We start from the raw sequence: 16,431 nt of genomic DNA on the forward strand, positions 1-16,431 counted from the left end.
AGATGGTCTACGGAAGATTCACGTGATCAGGGTGCTGATCGGCTGAACACTAAACCTGAGGAGTGGGTGAGCATGGAAGCACGTGTCGAGTACACGGAACTATTCATCGGCGGCGAATGGGTGACACCGTCCGGTAGCGGCGTCATCGAGGTGATATCGCCGCATACGGAGAGCGTGATCGGTTCGGTCCCAGCCGCGTCGACGGCAGATGTCGACCGCGCAGTGGAGATCGCGAGGGCGGCATTCGAGTCCGGGGTGTGGGCGCAGACGCCCCTTGCTGACCGTATCGCGGTGGTCACCCGCATCAAGGACGCGATCCTCGCCAGGAGTGAGGAATTCGCAGCGCTGATCTCGCGGCAGAACGGTGCTCCGGCCAGTTCGGCGATGCGCACGCAGGTGTTGGGAGCCGTTGCAGCATACGGCGCGGCGTGTGCCGTTGCGGCGCAATTTCCGTTCGAAGAGTCGCGTGCGGGCGTCGGCGGCCCGATGTTGATCCGTCACGAACCGGTGGGTGTCGTGGCAGCAATCGTTCCGTGGAACGTGCCGCAGTTGGTGATCGCTGCGAAACTTGCTCCGGCACTTCTGAGCGGATGTGCGGTGATCTTGAAACCGGCTCCGGAGACGCCGCTCGATTCGAACTTGCTGGCCGAAATCTGTTCACAGGCAGGACTTCCGAAGGGAGTGCTCAGCGTCTTGCCTGCCGACCGGGACGTGAGCGCTCATCTGGCGTCCCACCCCGGAATCGGCAAGGTGGCCTTCACCGGGTCGGTGCCAGCAGGTAAGGCGATCATGGCTGCTGCAGCCGCGAATCTCACACGGGTGACACTCGAACTCGGTGGCAAGTCGGCTGCGATAGTTCTCGAAGACGCGGATATCGATCAGGCGCTGCCCAACATCCTGGCGGGATCCTTTGCCAACAGTGGTCAAGCCTGCGTCGCGTTGACGCGTATTCTGTTGCCAGTCAGTAGGTATGACGAGATTGCGGAGAAGTTTGCGGCTGCGGTCGCGGTGATGAAAGTTGGCGATCCGACCGATCCGGCGACTGTGATCGGTCCGATGACCAGCGCGGCCCAGCAGCGACGAGTGCTCGACTATGTCGGAATCGGTGAGGCAGAAGGCGCGAAGATCTTGACGGGAGGGTCTGTTCCGGAGGGGCTTTCGACGGGTTGGTACGTCGAACCCACGGTCTTCGGTGACGTCGACAACTCCATGCGGATCGCTCGTGAGGAAATCTTCGGGCCGGTCGTCTGCCTGATACCGTTCGAAGACGAAGCCCACGCCGTCGCGATTGCCAACGATTCCGATCTCGGGCTCTCCGGAGCGGTTTGGACCGCGGACACTGCACACGGCGTCGAGGTGGCACGGCAGATCCGGACCGGGACCTTCTCGGTTAACTGCCAACGATTCGACGTCGCTGGTCCCTTCGGTGGTTACAAGAATTCCGGTGTGGGGCGCGAATTCGGCCCTGAAGGTCTGGCGGCGTACCTCGAAGCCAAGAGTATCTTCCTTCCCGCCTGACCCGGCGAAGTCACAAAGATTCAGCCCCACTTCGGTATTCGAGGTGGGGCCGAATCAGCTTGTGTCAAATGCCGATGTCCTTGGCTCGTGTCAAACGCCAATGTCTTTGGCGATAATCGTCTTCATCACTTCACTCGAACCCGCATAGATTCGGTTGACCCGTGTGTCCGCATACAGGCGAGAGATCGGGTACTCATGCATGTAGCCGTATCCGCCGTGTAGTTGCAGGCACTTGTCGATGACGCGGCCGGCCATCTCAGTGCAGAAGAGCTTGATCCTCGCGGCGTCCGCGACGGTCAGTTCACGGATCTCGTCCAGATCGAGTGCTCGGTCGACCGCAGCTTGCGCAGCCGCGACTTCTGTCGAGCATTCTGCCAAGACGAATTTCGTGTTCTGGAACTGGGCCACGGGGGTGCCGAAGACCTCGCGCTGCTTGACGTATTCGGTCGTGAACTCGATTGCTGCGCTGGCATTCGCGTAAGACCCCACGGCGGCGCCGAGCCGTTCCCGGACGAGATTTCGGGTGAGGTAGCCGAACCCTGCGCCTTCCTCGCCGAGGAGGTTCTCGATCGGCACACGGACGTCGTTGAACGAGAGTTCTGCGGTGTCCTGCGCTCGCAACCCCAACTTCTCGAGCTTGCGACCGACGCTGAAGCCTTCCGACGTGGTGTCGACGCAGAGAATCGACAGACCGGCGCGGCGATTCACTTCGCTCGGTGGACTGGTGCGGGCGACCACGAGAATCAAGTCGGCCTGTACTCCTCCGGTGATGAACGTCTTGGATCCGTTGAGGACGTAGTGGCTGCCGTCGCCGGACAGTCGCGCCGTTGTCTTGATCCCGGCAAGATCGGAACCGGCGCCAGGCTCTGTCATCGCGATGGCGGTCATCAGTTCGCCGGAGAGGAAACCGGGAAGCCATCGCGCTTTCTGTTCGTCGTTGCCGTACTCCACCAGATAGGGCAGGACCAGGCACGTATGGACGACGTCGGCGCCGAACGTGACCGCGGCCCGTGCGGTCTCCTCGCGGATCACGGCCTGATACTTGAAGCTCGTCTCGCCGCCGCCGCCGTACTCCTCGGGCAGTTCGATTCCGAATATTCCGAGGTCACCCAACTGTCGATACAGTGATCGAGGAACCGTGCCGGCTTCCTCCCATTCTGGAAAGTGTGGGACGACCTCACGGGCGATGAACGTCCGAATCATGTGACGGAACGTATCGTGATCGCTGTTGTAGACGGTTCGTTGCACGCGATTCTCCTTGGGGTCGGTACCCTGAAGTCAGGTGTCCGGTTCTGCGGCGAGGTAAGATTCTCTAACCAGATGTTGAGAAAAAATTGCGGAATGAGCTGTTGTTTTCCAGCAATAAGTGAATAATAACTCATAGATGTGTGTTTGACGATGCAGCCGAGGTTGTTCGAATTTTGGTTGTCGCGAAGGAGAGAGTCACGATGGTCGTACGTCGGCCCCACGACCGTAAGCAGCAGATTCTTGCTGCTGCAGGCGAGCTTTTTCGTGAGCACGGTTATCACAACGTGTCCGTTGCGCAGGTGGCTGCGGCAGTCGGAATCACGGCGCCGGCCCTCTATCGGCACTTCAAGAACAAGCCGGATCTGCTTTACGCCGCGGTCAACGCCGGCATCGAATCGCTCTACGATCGAGTCGCCGGGTCCGAGGATCTGAAATCGCTGATCGCCGAGCTTGCGGCGTCGGTATCTCGTCGTCGAGGGCTCTCGCTCCTGTGGCAACGCGAAGCTCGCTACCTGCCTGACGAGCAACGGGAGGAAATGCGCGCGACGCTCAAGAGCGCTGCCGCACGCGACGCTGCGCTGATCCGAACGGAACGTCCCGAACTCGACGAGGAAGACAGCTATCTGCTCGCCTGGGCTCTCATTGCCGTCTTCAACAGCGTGTCCTCGCATCGGGTGTCCCTGCCGAGACGTCAGATGGAACTGCTGCTGGCAGAGTTGGCGGAGCGGGCGGTCCATACGGAACTCGGCCACTCCGAGGTGAAGGTCGAGACGCCGACTGGTCACGTTCCGGTGGCGATGCCGAGGCGTGAACTCTTGTTGACCGAAGCCATTCGTTTGTTCGACGAGCGTGGGTATCAGGCGGTCAACACCGAGGATATCGGTGAGGCTGCCGGAACTACGGGCCCCAATGTGTACAACCACTTCGATGCCAAGATCGACCTTCTGATCGCGGCGGTCTCGAGAGGCGGCGAGAGGCGACGGATCGGTGTCGCGCAGGCGCTCGCCGCGGCAACCGGGCCGGAGGACGCGTTGTCCGGATTGCTTGCGGCACATATTGATTTCGCAATCAACGAGCGTCACCTGATCGGGTTGTTGATCAGTGAACTCGACCAATTGCCGGACAAGTTCCGCCGCACGTGTGAACAGAATCAGCGTGAGTACATCGCGTTGTGGGTCAAGATGCTCGACGACGTTCGTCCTGGACTCGAACCCGCGACGGCCAGAATCACCGTCAACGCCGCTCTGACGGTCGTGGAGAACGCCGTGCGTATCGGTCGACTACGTCGTCGTGACGACCTGCCTGAGCGCCTGTTCGAGATCGGCTCCGCCGTCCTGCTGGGCAGTTAGCCGCGCAATCAGCCGGGTGCTGTTGGCGGACAGTCACATTCAAGATGGTATACATTTTTGTATACGTTCTTCTCGAACCTAGTCGATGAATTCAACTGATCGGAGACGTCCATGCGTTTCGACGCAACAGAACTGACGATCGAGGAACTCGATCTTCAGGCAGAAGTACGGGAGTACCTCGACCAGCGGCTCGCCCCCGGTAGCTATCCACTCGGACTCGGGATGTCCGGGGCGGTGGATCCGGTGTTCTCGCGAGATCTCGGTAGTCGTGGGTGGCTCGGCATGTCGCTGCCGAAGGAATACGGCGGGGGCGGACGGTCAGCAGTGGATCGATTGGTCGTCGTGGAAGAACTTCTCGCGCGGGGAGCGCCGGTCGGTTATCACTGGATCGGAGACAGACAGTCGGGTCCGAGCATCGCCGCCAACGGCACGGAAGAACAGAAGCGGTACTTCCTTCCCGGCATCGCGAGCGGTGAGTTCTCGTTCTCGATCGGGATGAGTGAGCCCGACTCTGGTTCGGACCTGGCATCGGTACGCACTCGCGCCGAACGTGTCGATGGTGGCTGGAAAGTCAACGGCACCAAGATCTGGACCACCGGCGCCTTCCACACCACACACATACTCGCCCTGCTTCGAACCTCGGCAGACAAGCACAACGGACTCACTCAGCTGATCGTCGATCGCGACAGCGAGGGCCTGACCGTCTCACCCATTCCGTTCATCGACGGAAGCGAGGACTTCTGCGAGGTGTCGTTCCAGGACGTTTTCGTGCCGGACTCGCGTCGCCTCGGAGACGTCGGAGCGGGCTGGGGACAAAACACCGGTGAACTCGCACTCGAGCGAGGTGGCGTCGACCGTTGGATGTCGCTGATGCCGGTACTCGAGAACTGGGCAGCCAACCACGCGGCGCGGGGCGGTCCCGCTGCCCTCGCCGATCTGGGCTCGATTGCCGCACGCTGCTGGGCTTTTCGCGGGATGTCGCTGTCCATTGCACGGATGGTCGACGCCGGTCGCTCGCCGGTCACGGAGGCCGCGCTGATCAAGGAGATGGCAACACGCTTCGAACAGGACTGTGTTGCGACCGTCGCGCGGCATCTCGGCCGGGCTCCAGACCTTGCATCCGACGATCCGTACGAATCACTGCTTGCCCGGGCCGTGCTGGTGGCGCCGTCGTGGTCGATTCGCGGCGGCACCAACGAAATTCTCCGCACCGTGATCGTGAAAGGATTGAACCGATGAATTCGGGGTCAGAGATCAACGCGTACACATTCGACGCCGACCTCGAAGCGATGGTCGAGCAATTTTTCGCCGAGAAGTCCGGCACCGAGGTGGTAGCGCAGGCCGAGATCGACGGTCTGCCCAACGAATTATGGGACGCGGCAGTGGAACTGGGGTTGCCACTGGTCGGTCTTCCCGAATCTGCAGGTGGTTCCGGTGGCTCGCTCCTCGACGCCGTGACTGTGCAGCGCGCTGCCGCGAGGCACGCTGCGCCGTTGCCCCTCGCCGAGACGTACCTTGCCGGCAGACTGGCAGCAGCGGCCGGGCTACCGGTGCCCACCGGAATCGTAACCGTCGCCCCGAGATCGCAGCGCGACGATGCGCGTCGGACCAGCGACGGCCTGGTATCGGGAACCTTTCACGATGTGCCGTGGGGGAGCGCCGCGTCAGTGCTGGCGGCAGTTCTCGGTGATCGAGTTGTCCTCCTCAACATCTCTGACGCCGAGATCGGTTCCGGGACGGACTTTGCGGGGCAACCGCGTCAGAGCCTGACGTTCTCCGAAGCGCGGACCGTCGACGGTGACAACCCGGTCGATCCCCGGATTCTCGGTAGACTCGGCGCCTTCCTGCGTTCGGTGCAGATGGCGGGAGCCATGGAGGCGGTGTCGACGCTGACCCGGCGCTACGTGTCGGAGCGGGTGCAGTTCGGCAGGCCCATCGCGCAATTTCAAGCCGTCCAGCAGCACATCGTCACCCTCGCTCAGATGGCATCGATGTCCACGCTTGCAGTGGATCGCACTGCGTATACGCTCTCCAGTCGCGACGCCGACTTCGAAGTGTGTGCAACCAAATTGGTGGTTTCGCAAAATGCGCTCGCGAGCGTGCACGCCGCCCACCAGGCGCACGGTGCAATCGGGATGACTCGCGAATACCGCTTGCAACAACTCACCCGTCGACTGCATGCCTGGCGATCGGAGTTCGGCGACGAAATCGCGCTTGCGACGCAACTCGGAACGGCCGTCGCGGCAACGCCCTCCCTGCCCCGCTTGATCACCGACCCGCAACCGACCTTGGAGCTGAAATCATGACCGACGCCGTGCACGTGGAAATCGACGGACACGTAGGAACCATCGAGTTCTCACGCCCACCCGCCAACTATTTCGATCAGGCACTGTTGCGGCAAATTGCCGATGCAGCAGCCGATCTCGTGGGCGGCGGAGATGTTCGAGCGATCGTTCTCGCATCGGCAGGCAAACACTTCTGCGCCGGCGCGAACTTCGGTGAGGGGGGACTGGGGCCCGATCGTGTCGACACGGTACGCGCGATCTACACCGAGGCGTTGCGGTTGTTCGAGATTCCGGTTCCCGTGATTGCGGCAGTGCAGGGATCCGCGGTGGGCGGTGGGCTCGGCCTTGCCTGCGCCGCGGACTTTCGCGTTGCCGGGCCGTCGACACGGTTGCACGCGAACTTCGCTGCGTTGGGGTTCCATCAGGGATTCGGGCTCAGCGTCACCTTGCCCCGAATCGTCTCGGCACAGTCTGCCGCCGATCTGCTGTACACGGCGCGGCGGCTGACCGGCACACAGGCACACGAACTCGGCTTGGTGGACCGTCTGGTTGAGGATGCGAACATTCGGCAGGAGGCGCTCGCGTACGCACACGAAATTGCTTCGAGTGCACCGTTGGCCGTCCGCTCCATGAAGGCGACGTTGCGCGCAGGGCTGCGGGACGAGGTCGCCACTGTGCTCGAGCGGGAGTTGGCGGAGCAGGTTGTTCTGTGGGGGACCGAAGACTGCGTCGCCGGCATCGAGGCCAACCTCGCACGAGTGCAACCGCAGTTCAACGCGAGGTGAGGTCGACGCGACCACTATCGTGTCCACCGTGAAGGAACCAACCGGTGCACAACGCTGCCTGCAACAGATCCGGCAGATGATCGTCTCGGGTGAGCTGCTGCCTGGACAGAAAGTCCACCAAAGCGAGCTTGCCGAGCGATTGAACGTCAGCAGAATTCCGGTCCGCGAGGCACTTTCGACCTTGCAGGCAGAGGGAGTCCTCGAACACAAGTCGAACACCGGGTACACCGTCGCCAGATTCAGTAGTGAAGACCTTTCCGAGCTCTATCTGATGCGGCGTCTGCTCGAAACGGAGATCCTGGCGTCCATAGACCTCGGTGGCGTCGACGTCGCCGAATTGGAACGAATGCAGGAGCGGGTGGACCAGGCCGAACCGAGCGAGGAGGGGCCAGAGTTTCAGGAAGCCAACCGTCAGTTCCACTTTCGCTTGTTCTCCTACTCGCCCCTGCAGCGCGTGCTGCAGGAAGTGGATCGGCTCTGGTACATGTCGGATTTCTACCGTGCCCTGTACATCCACGAACCGTCGTCGCGTCGGCAGGTTTCCGAGGACCACAGCAGGATTCTCCAGGCGGTCCGGGATCAGGATCCCGCCGAACTGATCCGCGCCAGCGACGAACACCGATCTGCTACCGAAGCTCTGGTCGTGAGACGGCTCGGCCGTGGACAACCTCATTGAACGCTGACGAGAGAGCGAACACCTGCGCGGTATCCGTAGAGCTCTCGGATACCGCGCAGGTGTAGTCGTGGGACAGACGAAGACTCAGGGCGCCAGACTGTCACGAAGCTCGTTCTTACGGATCTTCCCGGTCTGGGTCGACGGCAACTCGTCGAGTACGTAAACCTCACGTATCTTCTGGTACGGAGCAACCTGCGTGGCAACGTGATCCACGATCTCGGTGGCAATCTGCTCGACGCGATCGACCGACTCCGGGTTGATCACGACGAAGGCCACCGGAATCTCACCTGCCAGTTGGTCGGGGGCACCGACCACAGCCGCCTGCAGTACGTCGGGGTGCGAGCACACCAACTCTTCGAGTGGCTGCGGATAGACGTTGTACCCCTTGTAGATGATCAAGTCCTTGGAGCGCCCACCGATGAACAGGTTGCCCTGCTCGTCTCGCCAACCCATGTCCCCGGTATGAAGCCAACCGTCGATGAACTGACCGGCGCTGAGTTCTGGTTCGTCGTGATATCCGTCGGCGACTTGCGGACCTCGGGCCCAGATCTGTCCGGTCTCACCCGTTGCCAGTACAGCTTCGGTGACTTCGTCGCGGATCTGAATCTCGGTGTCGGGGAAGGGGAGGCCGACGCTCCCCAACGGGGTGGGGCGTTCTTCGCACGGTGAACCCATCGTCAGACCCATTGTCGCTTCGCTGAGCCCGTAGCCTTCGGTGACGAGTGCATTCGGAAAGACCTCTCGCAGCGTACGGATCGCCGTCGTGTCGAGTGGGGCTGCTCCGGATCCGAGGACCCGAACCGAACCCAGATCGTGCTCACGCAGGGTTCGTGCGCGTAGCAACGCGTAGTACATGGTGGGAGACCCGCCGATGTACGTCACCTGATATTTGTCGACGTCGGCGAGAAATCGACCCGGATCGAAGCGCGTCCCGAGTACCACCGTGCCACCGAGCAAGGTGGTGAAGTTGTGACTGACCAGACCGAGGCCGTGGAACAGCGGCGCGATCGAGATCGACGCGCCCTCACCCGGAACGATGGAGTAACGCGTCACTGCGCCGTCGATCGGCCGAACGAGAAGTGCCCCGTCGACGAGTTCGGTTCGATGCCCGGAGCGCCAACAGGCGGATTGGAGCACGTTGGCCACGAGATTCCGGTGCAGTACTCGTACGGCCTTGGACTTTCCGGTTGTGCCGCCGGTCAATTGCAGGTGAGCAACAAGTTCGGGATCCACCCGATAATCGGCCAGTGGTTTCGACGAGGCGAGGTCCGTGATGGAGGTGAGACCTTGGCAATGGCCGGACTGCGCGCCGGCTCCCGGAACCAGTACCAGGATGCGAGGCGGTGTGGACAGTGCGTTGACTTCGATCGCCGTTGCAGCACAGGATGGATGGGTGAAGACGACCTTGGCGTCGACGTCGTCGAGTTGGCGCTTCAATTCGGCCACGGGCTGCGCCGGATTTATCGGAGCCACTGCTGCTCCGGCGCACAGTGCGCCGTAGTACGCGACGATGAACCAGATCGAGTTCGGCATGTGCAGTCCCACTGCGTCGCCCGGCTGGACACCGTGCTCCCGCAGACCCTGCGCTACGCGCAGCGCTCGATCATGCAATTGCGAGTAGGTCAGTGACGTGTCGCCGTCGACGAGCGCGAGGCGGTCCGGGTACGAGCGGGCCGCTCCCGCCAGGATCGCATCGGCACCACAATCGGGATATTCCAAGCTTCGGGGTAATCCGAGTGGCCAACTCGAACTCATGTCAGGGCTCTGGATCGCTGTAGCTGTCATCTCAGATCAGCTCGAGAATCGTGGCATTGGCCATTCCGCCGCCTTCGCACATGGACTGCAATCCGTAGCGGATGCCGTTCTCTCGCATGTGATGTACCAGAGTGGTCATCAGACGTGCGCCGGAACCGCCGATCGGATGACCCAGTGCCATCGCGCCGCCGTTTGGGTTCATGCGTTCGTAATCGGCGCCGGTCTCACGGAGCCACGCGAGCGACACCGAGGCGAAAGCCTCGTTGATCTCGAACGCGCCGATGTCACCGATCGAGAGACCGGACTTTGCAAGAGCTTTCGCCGTAGCCGGAATCGGACCCTCGAGCATGGTGACCGGATCCGTACCGGTGACCACCGCGGTGTGAATACGCGCGATGGGTGTCCAACTTTGGGACTTCGCGAACTCGCTGGTGGTCACGAGCAGCGCGCCGGAACCGTCGGAGATCTGCGACGAATTACCGGCGGTGATCGAACCATTTTCGGAGAAAGCAGGTTTGAGCGATCCGAGCTTTTCGAGGGTGCCACCGCGCCGCACACCCTCGTCCTTCTCGAAGACGGCGCTGCGGCCGTCGGCATCGGTCACTGTCACAGCAGTGATCTGATCCTTGAAGCGACCTTCGTCGACGGCCGCGGCAGCGCGCTCGTGCGAATCCAGCGCATGCTGATCCAGTTCAGCTCGCGAGATGCCGTACTTTTCGGCAATCATCTGGGCGCCCACGCCCTGGTTGAATCGAATACCGTTGTAGCGCTCCCAGACTAGCGGCCCGTGCGGCTCACCGAAACGTGCGTCCGCACGCGCGGAGCCCATCGGAACAGCGCTCATCATCTCGACGCCGCCCGCGATTGTGACGTCGTACTGGCCGGAGATCACGCCGGCGGCCGCCTGGTGAACTGCCTGCTGAGACGACCCGCACTGGCGATCGACGGTAACCCCGGGCACATGTTCGGGCCAACCGGCCGCCAGGACCGAAGACCGGGCGATGCAACCGGACTGCATCCCGAGCGTGCCGACGCAGCCCCAGATCACGTCGTCCACGAGCGCCGGATCGAGATCTACTCGATCGGCCAAGGCCTCGAGAACATGTGCAGACAGCGAGACTGCATGCATTCGGGAAAGTGCACCGTTTCGTTTACCGACTGCGGTCCGGACGGCGTCGACGATGACTGCGTCACGCATGGGAACTCCTTCGATCGTTCGTGTGACTGGGAAGATCTGGCTCTGGTCTCTACAGACCCATGTCCTTGGCGATGATCGTCTTCATGACTTCGCTTGTACCGCCGTAGATACGGCTCACACGAGTGTCCGCGTACAGGCGTGCGATCGGGTACTCGAGCATGTAGCCGTAGCCGCCGTGCAATTGCAGGCACTTGTCGATGACGCGCGCGGCGACCTCGGTACCGAACAGCTTGATGCGCGCCGCGTCGGCGGCAGTGAGTTCGCCTGAATCGTCGAGTTCGATGCCGCGATCGGCGAGTGCCTGCGCGGCCTCGACCTCGGCAGAGCACTCGGCGAGAACGAACTTGGTGTTCTGGAACGCTGCGACGGGCTTGCCGAACACCTGGCGTTCCTGGACGTAAGCCTTCGCGAATTCGATTGCAGCACGGGCAGATGCCACGCCACGACTACCGATCGAGAGGCGCTCACGCGGCAGGTTCTGCCCCAGGTACGAGAAGCCCTTGTCCTGCTCGCCGAGGAGATCGGCAACCGGAACCTTGACATCGGTGAATGAAAGCTCGCTGGTGTCACTGGCGCGCAGGCCGAGTTTCTCGAGTTTGCGACCGTACTCGAAGCCGGGTGCGTCGGTGGGAACCACCATCAGGCTCAGCCCGAAGCGGCGGTCGTCCTCTGCAGGCGCGGACGTGCGTGCAACCACTACGCACAGTTCGGAATTGACCGCGCCCGTGATGAAAGTCTTCGCTCCGTTGAGGACGTAGTGCGTGCCGTCTGCGGAGAGCTTGGCGGTGGTACGGATGCCGGCCAGATCGGAACCGGTACCGGGTTCGGTCATGGCGATGCACAGCGTCTTCTCACCGGTGGCGATCGACGGGAGCCAACGCTGCTTCTGTTCCTCGTTCGCCAGACGCAAGAGGTACGGCAGGACGATTCCGGTACTGACCGTGTAGTGGCCGAAGCTCACCGCCGCGCGCGAGGTTTCCTCGTCCATGACCGCCTGGAACTTGTAGCTGATCGTGCCGGTTCCGCCGTACTCCTCGGGGATGTCGAAACCCATGACACCGAGATCGCCGAGCTTGTTGAACAACTCACGTGGCACACGGTTGTCACGCTCCCAGTCTGCGTAGAACGGCGTGACCTCCTTCGCGATGAATGTACGGATCGTCTCACGGAAATCCTCGTGCTCTTGGGTGAAGAGGTTGCGCTTCATCTCGTCCTGCTTTCTCGTGGAGGGTTAGTTGACCGCGACGACTGCGGAACCGCGCAGTGTCACGGTGCCGTCGGGCAGCGTCATGGTGAGATCGAGGTGACCGAGGCCGTCTTCGACCTTGACGACCGTGCCGGTGCACTGCGGCGTCGAGTTCACCGGAGTGATCGCGGAGAACCGGACGGAGAAGGAACGGATGCGCTCCTGCTCGTAGTGATCGGTGAGAAGTCGTCCGAGGTATCCCATGGACAACATGCCGTGGGCGAAGACGTCGGGAATGCCAACTGCCGCACAGGCATCCATGTCGATGTGGACAGGGTTGTGGTCGCCCGAAGCCCCGGCGTACAGAGCCAGTGTGGTGCGAGTGATCTTCGGGACCGTCAGGTCCAGGGTGTCTCCGGTATTCATCTCAGCTCACCTTTTCGTAGAGCGTGACGACTCCGGCACCGCCGAGGCCGAGGTTGTGCTGCAGAGCGAGGGTTGCACCGTCCACCTGACGTGGACCGGCGTCACCACGAAGCTGCCAAACCAACTCCGTGCATTGGGCAAGGCCGGTGGCACCGAGTGGGTGACCCTTGGACAGAAGGCCGCCGGACGGGTTGACCACCACTCGTCCGCCGTAGGTGTTGTCGCCGCTCAGGATGAACTGCTCGGCGTTGCCCTCTTCGACGAGCCCGAGGGCCTCGTAGCAGAGCACCTCGTTCACCGTGAAGCAGTCGTGAAGCTCGACGACCCTGATATCGCGGGGGTCGACGCCCGAGGCCTCGTAGACGTTGCGAGCGGCCGAGGCGGTGACGTCGTAGCCGACTGCCTTGATCATGCTTCCTTCGTCGAAGGTGCTGGGCAGATCGGATGTCATCGACTGCGCCTTGATCGCGACGTCTGTGCGAAGTCCGTTGGCGCGGGCGAACTCTTCGGTGCAGATGATCGCTGCCGCGGCGCCACAGGTTGGTGGGCACGCCTGGTATCGGGTGACCGGTCCGAAGAGTGTCGGCGCAGCCATCACTTCTTCTTCGGTCAGTTGTGTGCGGAACACCGCGTACGGGTTGTCGGCCGAGTGCTTGCGTGCCTTGACCTGAACCTTGGCGAACGTTTCGGCCTTCATGCCGAACTTCTCCATGTATTCGATACCCGCCACACCGAAGTACTGCGCAGCCCGCGGAACTGATGTGTCGATCCCGGCGGCAGCCTCGAGTACCTCGTCGAAGCGGGCGAGCGGACGCGGGCGATCAGTCCAGGCGCCCTTGAGGGCTCCGGGCTGCATCTGCTCGAAGCCAAGCGCCAGAGCACATTCCACTGCGCCACTCTCGACTGCCTGACGGGCCAGCCAGAGTGCAGTCGAACCGGTGGCGCAGTTGTTGTTGACATTGATCACCGGGATGCCGGTCTCGCCGAGGTTGTACAACGCTCGCTGACCACTCGTGGAATCGCCGTACACATATCCGACATAGGCCTGCTGAACCTTCGAGTACTCGAGGCCCGCGTCCTTCAACGCCGCGGTGGCCGCTCTTGCGCCCATGACGTCGTAGTCGTCACTCTTACCTGGTTTGGTGAACGGGATCATGCCGACCCCGGCTACAAATGCTCTGCGGCTCATAGTTTCTCCGAATGATCGAGGGGTCGGTGTCAGACTCGTCCGCCGTCGACAACCAGGCACTGACTGTTGACGTAGTCGGATTCCGGTGTGCAGAGCAGGTATACGGCGCCCGCGGCTTCCACCGGGGTTGCTCCACGGCCGAAGGGGATTGTGGTTGCCATGGCTGCCATGCGGTCGGGATTGACTCCGACACGGATGTCGCGGCCGTCGATCGTGATCTTGGTGTCGGAATCGGCAGTCACCTCGGTCATTCGGGTGACAACGAAGCCGAAGGCGACCGCGTTGACGTTGACCTTGTAACGGCCCCACTCCTTGGCCAGCGTTTTGGTGAGACCGACGACGGCGGCTTTTGCGCTGCCGTAATTGGATTGTCCTGCATTGCCGAACACACCCGAGGTGGACGAGATGTTGACGACCTTGCGGTGGTAGTCGGTGGGATTGGCTTTGACGAACGGCTGAGCGGCGCGAAGGATTCGGAACGGTGCCTTGAGGTTGACGTCGAGTATGGTGTCCCACTGCTCGTCCGTCATCTTCTGGATCACACTGTCCCAGGTGTATCCCGCGTTGTTGACGATGATGTCGAGTCCACCGAACGATTCGACGGCAGTGTCCACGAAGCGTTCGGCAAATCCGTCCTCGGCAACGGAGCCGATGCACGAGACGGCCTGTCCGCCTGCGGCCTTGATGTCATGTTCAGTCTGAGAGGCGGGCTCGGGATCGAGGTCGTTGACCACTACCGAGGCGCCTTCGGAGGCGAGCTTGAGAGCGATTTCGCGGCCGATACCGCGGCCCGAGCCCGAGACGATGGCAACCTTGCCGTCGAGTGTTCCCATGATGCGATCCTTTTCGGTTTCAGCGTGTGGCGGTGACTACGCCGATTTCGGCGAGCACTTCGTCGGTGTGTTGACCGATGACGGGTGCGGGACGCGGGTCATCGGGCGGTGTATCGGAGTAACGCGGAGCTGGATTCGGTTGGATGTGCCCGTCGCCGAACGTGCCGAACGTGGCGCGGAAGGCGTTGTGCGGGTGTGCCGCTGCTTCGTCGAAATTCAACACCGGGGAGACGCAGGCGCCCTGCATGTCGAATGCAGAGTCCCATTCGTCGCGGCTACGGGTCGCGAACAATTCGGCAAGTCGATCAGCCATCGCCGGCCACACATCTCTGTTGTGCTGCTGTGCGAACAGTGGATCCTCGGTCAGGCCGAGCACTCTCATGGTTGCGGCGTAGAACTGTGGCTCAACGCAACCCACAGCCATGAATCCGCCGTCGGCGCAACGATAGTTCCGGTAGAAGGGAGCGCCCCCGTCGAACATGTTGGATGCCCGCTCGTCCACCCAGCGATCACGCGCGAGTAGTCCGTGGATCAAGGCCAACTGGACGGCGGTGCCGTCGGTCATCGCCGCGTCGACCACTTGTCCGCGGCCGTCGATTCGTGCTCGCAGCATGGCGGTCGTGATGCCGAGTGCGAGCAGCATTCCGCCACCGCCCATGTCTCCGACCAGATTGAGCGGAACCGGAGGGACATCCCCGGGGGCTCCCATGGCTCCGAGTGCGCCGGTAAGGGCGATGTAGTTGAGATCGTGGCCGGGTTCTGACGCCAGCGGCCCATCCTGGCCCCACCCGGTCATGCGGCCGTACACGAGCTTCGGGTTCCTAGCCAGGCAGGTGTCCGGGCCGAGCCCCAGACGCTCGGTGACTCCCGGCCGGAAGCCCTCGATGACGGCGTCGGCGGTGTCGATGATCTTCAAGACGGTGTCGACGTCGCGCGGATCCTTGAGATCGAGGGCTACCGAACGCCGGTTGCGATGCAGCACAGGATGTCCCGACTGGTTTCCGGCCTCGGTGCTACGGTCGATCCGGATCACGTCGGCGCCTTGATCGGCAAGTAGCATTCCGCAGAACGGGCCGGGACCGATACCGCCGAGTTCGACAATGCGAAGGCCCGCGAGCGGACCGCTTGGACTGGCGTCAGTCGTCATGGAAATAGGCATCTTTCGCTGGTAGGGAGACTAGCGCGAGCCGGCATCGACGGTCAGGCACTGTCCGCTGACGTAGTCGGTGTCCTGCGTGCAGAGCACGTACACAGCGCCGGCAGCTTCTGTGGGAGTACCCGGACGTCCGAGCGGGTTGGACGTCTTGACTCGTTCCATGACAGCGGCGCTGACACCGGCCTTGATCTTGCGGCCACCGATCTCGACAAACGAATCGTCGCCGGCAACCGCTTCGGTCATGCGAGTCAGGATGAACCCGTAGGCAACTGCGTTGACGTTGACCTTGTAGCGCCCCCACTCTTTGGCGAGAGTCTTTGTCAGTCCGACGATTCCGGCCTTTGCAGCTGCGTAGTTGGACTGTCCGGGGTTTCCGTAGAGGCCGGCCACCGAGGAGATGTTGACGACCTTGCGGTGGTAATCGGTGGGGTTGGCCTTGATGTAAGGCTGGGCGGCCCGAAGAATGCGGAAAGGCGCCTTCAGATGGACGTCGAGAATGGTGTCCCACTGCTCGTCGGTCATCTTCTGGATGACGGTGTCCCAGGTGTATCCGGCGTTGTTGACGATGATGTCGAGTCCGTCGAACGCATCGATCGCGGTGCCGACAAATCGTTCGGCGAAATCGTCGTCCGTCACGGATCCGACGCAAGCGATTGCGTGTCCGCCCGCGGCCTTGATGTCTTCGACCGTTTCGTGGGCGGGTTCGGGATCGAGGTCGTTGACCACTACGGATGCGCCTTCGGAAGCGAGACGGAGTGCGATGTCACGGCCGATGCCGCGGCCGGAACCGGAGACGATGGCGACCTTGCCGTCGAGAGTGCCCATGT

At 62.2% G+C, this 16,431-nt stretch carries 15 protein-coding genes; 6 read left to right on the forward strand and 9 right to left on the reverse strand.

Annotation, left to right across the window (positions count from 1 at the left end; all coding sequences use genetic code 11):
- Window positions 1–72: 72 nt before the first annotated feature.
- A complete protein-coding gene (locus ACFQ6Y_RS04500; RefSeq protein ID WP_378629509.1) occupies window positions 73–1,518 on the forward strand; it encodes an aldehyde dehydrogenase in 1,446 nt (481 codons plus the stop codon).
- Window positions 1,519–1,608: 90 nt separating this feature from the next.
- Here ACFQ6Y_RS04500 and ACFQ6Y_RS04505 read toward each other — a convergent pair whose 3' ends face one another.
- Window positions 1,609–2,766, reverse strand: a complete 1,158-nt coding sequence (locus ACFQ6Y_RS04505; protein WP_378629512.1) for an acyl-CoA dehydrogenase family protein — start codon at window positions 2,764–2,766, stop codon at window positions 1,609–1,611.
- Between the two features lie 200 nt (window positions 2,767–2,966).
- Between ACFQ6Y_RS04505 and ACFQ6Y_RS04510 the strand changes: the two genes are divergently transcribed.
- From ACFQ6Y_RS04510 to ACFQ6Y_RS04530, 5 genes are all read left to right on the forward strand, one after another.
- Window positions 2,967–4,115, forward strand: coding sequence for a TetR/AcrR family transcriptional regulator (locus ACFQ6Y_RS04510; RefSeq protein WP_378446660.1), 1,149 nt, complete (start codon window positions 2,967–2,969; stop codon window positions 4,113–4,115).
- Window positions 4,116–4,226: 111 nt separating this feature from the next.
- On the forward strand, window positions 4,227–5,354 hold the full coding sequence (locus tag ACFQ6Y_RS04515; protein ID WP_378629514.1) for an acyl-CoA dehydrogenase family protein: 1,128 nt from the start codon (window positions 4,227–4,229) through the stop codon (window positions 5,352–5,354).
- The gene (locus ACFQ6Y_RS04520) at window positions 5,351–6,421 is read left to right on the forward strand and encodes an acyl-CoA dehydrogenase family protein (RefSeq protein ID WP_378629516.1); all 1,071 of its coding nucleotides are present in this window, start codon (window positions 5,351–5,353) and stop codon (window positions 6,419–6,421) included. The genes ACFQ6Y_RS04515 and ACFQ6Y_RS04520 overlap by 4 nt, the downstream gene beginning before the upstream one ends.
- On the forward strand, window positions 6,418–7,185 hold the full coding sequence (locus tag ACFQ6Y_RS04525; RefSeq protein WP_378629518.1) for an enoyl-CoA hydratase/isomerase family protein: 768 nt from the start codon (window positions 6,418–6,420) through the stop codon (window positions 7,183–7,185). Before ACFQ6Y_RS04520 ends, ACFQ6Y_RS04525 begins: the two co-directional genes overlap by 4 nt.
- A gap of 28 nt (window positions 7,186–7,213) precedes the next feature.
- The gene (locus tag ACFQ6Y_RS04530; protein ID WP_378629520.1) at window positions 7,214–7,861 is read left to right on the forward strand and encodes a GntR family transcriptional regulator; all 648 of its coding nucleotides are present in this window, start codon (window positions 7,214–7,216) and stop codon (window positions 7,859–7,861) included.
- Between the two features lie 84 nt (window positions 7,862–7,945).
- Here the strand turns inward: ACFQ6Y_RS04530 and ACFQ6Y_RS04535 are convergent, their stop codons facing one another.
- The 8 genes from ACFQ6Y_RS04535 to ACFQ6Y_RS04570 are packed head-to-tail and all read right to left on the reverse strand — an operon-like array spanning window position 7,946 to window position 16,429.
- Window positions 7,946–9,646, reverse strand: coding sequence for a class I adenylate-forming enzyme family protein (locus tag ACFQ6Y_RS04535; protein ID WP_378629522.1), 1,701 nt, complete (start codon window positions 9,644–9,646; stop codon window positions 7,946–7,948).
- A 1-nt stretch (window position 9,647) separates the two neighbouring features.
- Window positions 9,648–10,814, reverse strand: coding sequence for a thiolase family protein (locus tag ACFQ6Y_RS04540; protein WP_378629526.1), 1,167 nt, complete (start codon window positions 10,812–10,814; stop codon window positions 9,648–9,650).
- A 49-nt stretch (window positions 10,815–10,863) separates the two neighbouring features.
- A complete protein-coding gene (locus ACFQ6Y_RS04545; RefSeq protein ID WP_378629528.1) occupies window positions 10,864–12,021 on the reverse strand; it encodes an acyl-CoA dehydrogenase family protein in 1,158 nt (385 codons plus the stop codon).
- Between the two features lie 24 nt (window positions 12,022–12,045).
- Complete coding sequence (locus ACFQ6Y_RS04550) at window positions 12,046–12,426, reverse strand: MaoC/PaaZ C-terminal domain-containing protein (RefSeq protein ID WP_378629532.1); 381 nt, start codon at window positions 12,424–12,426, stop codon at window positions 12,046–12,048.
- 1 nt (window position 12,427) lies between these two features.
- Window positions 12,428–13,615: a lipid-transfer protein gene (locus tag ACFQ6Y_RS04555; RefSeq protein WP_378629535.1), complete on the reverse strand. Its 1,188-nt coding sequence runs from the start codon at window positions 13,613–13,615 to the stop codon at window positions 12,428–12,430.
- Between the two features lie 29 nt (window positions 13,616–13,644).
- Window positions 13,645–14,448, reverse strand: coding sequence for an SDR family NAD(P)-dependent oxidoreductase (locus ACFQ6Y_RS04560; protein WP_378531823.1), 804 nt, complete (start codon window positions 14,446–14,448; stop codon window positions 13,645–13,647).
- A gap of 19 nt (window positions 14,449–14,467) precedes the next feature.
- Window positions 14,468–15,595 carry a CaiB/BaiF CoA transferase family protein gene (locus ACFQ6Y_RS04565; protein ID WP_378629537.1) on the reverse strand — a complete coding sequence of 376 codons (1,128 nt, stop codon included), beginning with the start codon at window positions 15,593–15,595 and terminating at the stop codon, window positions 14,468–14,470.
- A 30-nt stretch (window positions 15,596–15,625) separates the two neighbouring features.
- Window positions 15,626–16,429: an SDR family NAD(P)-dependent oxidoreductase gene (locus ACFQ6Y_RS04570; RefSeq protein WP_003939967.1), complete on the reverse strand. Its 804-nt coding sequence runs from the start codon at window positions 16,427–16,429 to the stop codon at window positions 15,626–15,628.
- Window positions 16,430–16,431: the final 2 nt, after the last annotated feature.

Source organism: Rhodococcus sp. NPDC056516 (assembly GCF_042794655.1).
Lineage (GTDB): Bacteria > Actinomycetota > Actinomycetes > Mycobacteriales > Mycobacteriaceae > Rhodococcus_F.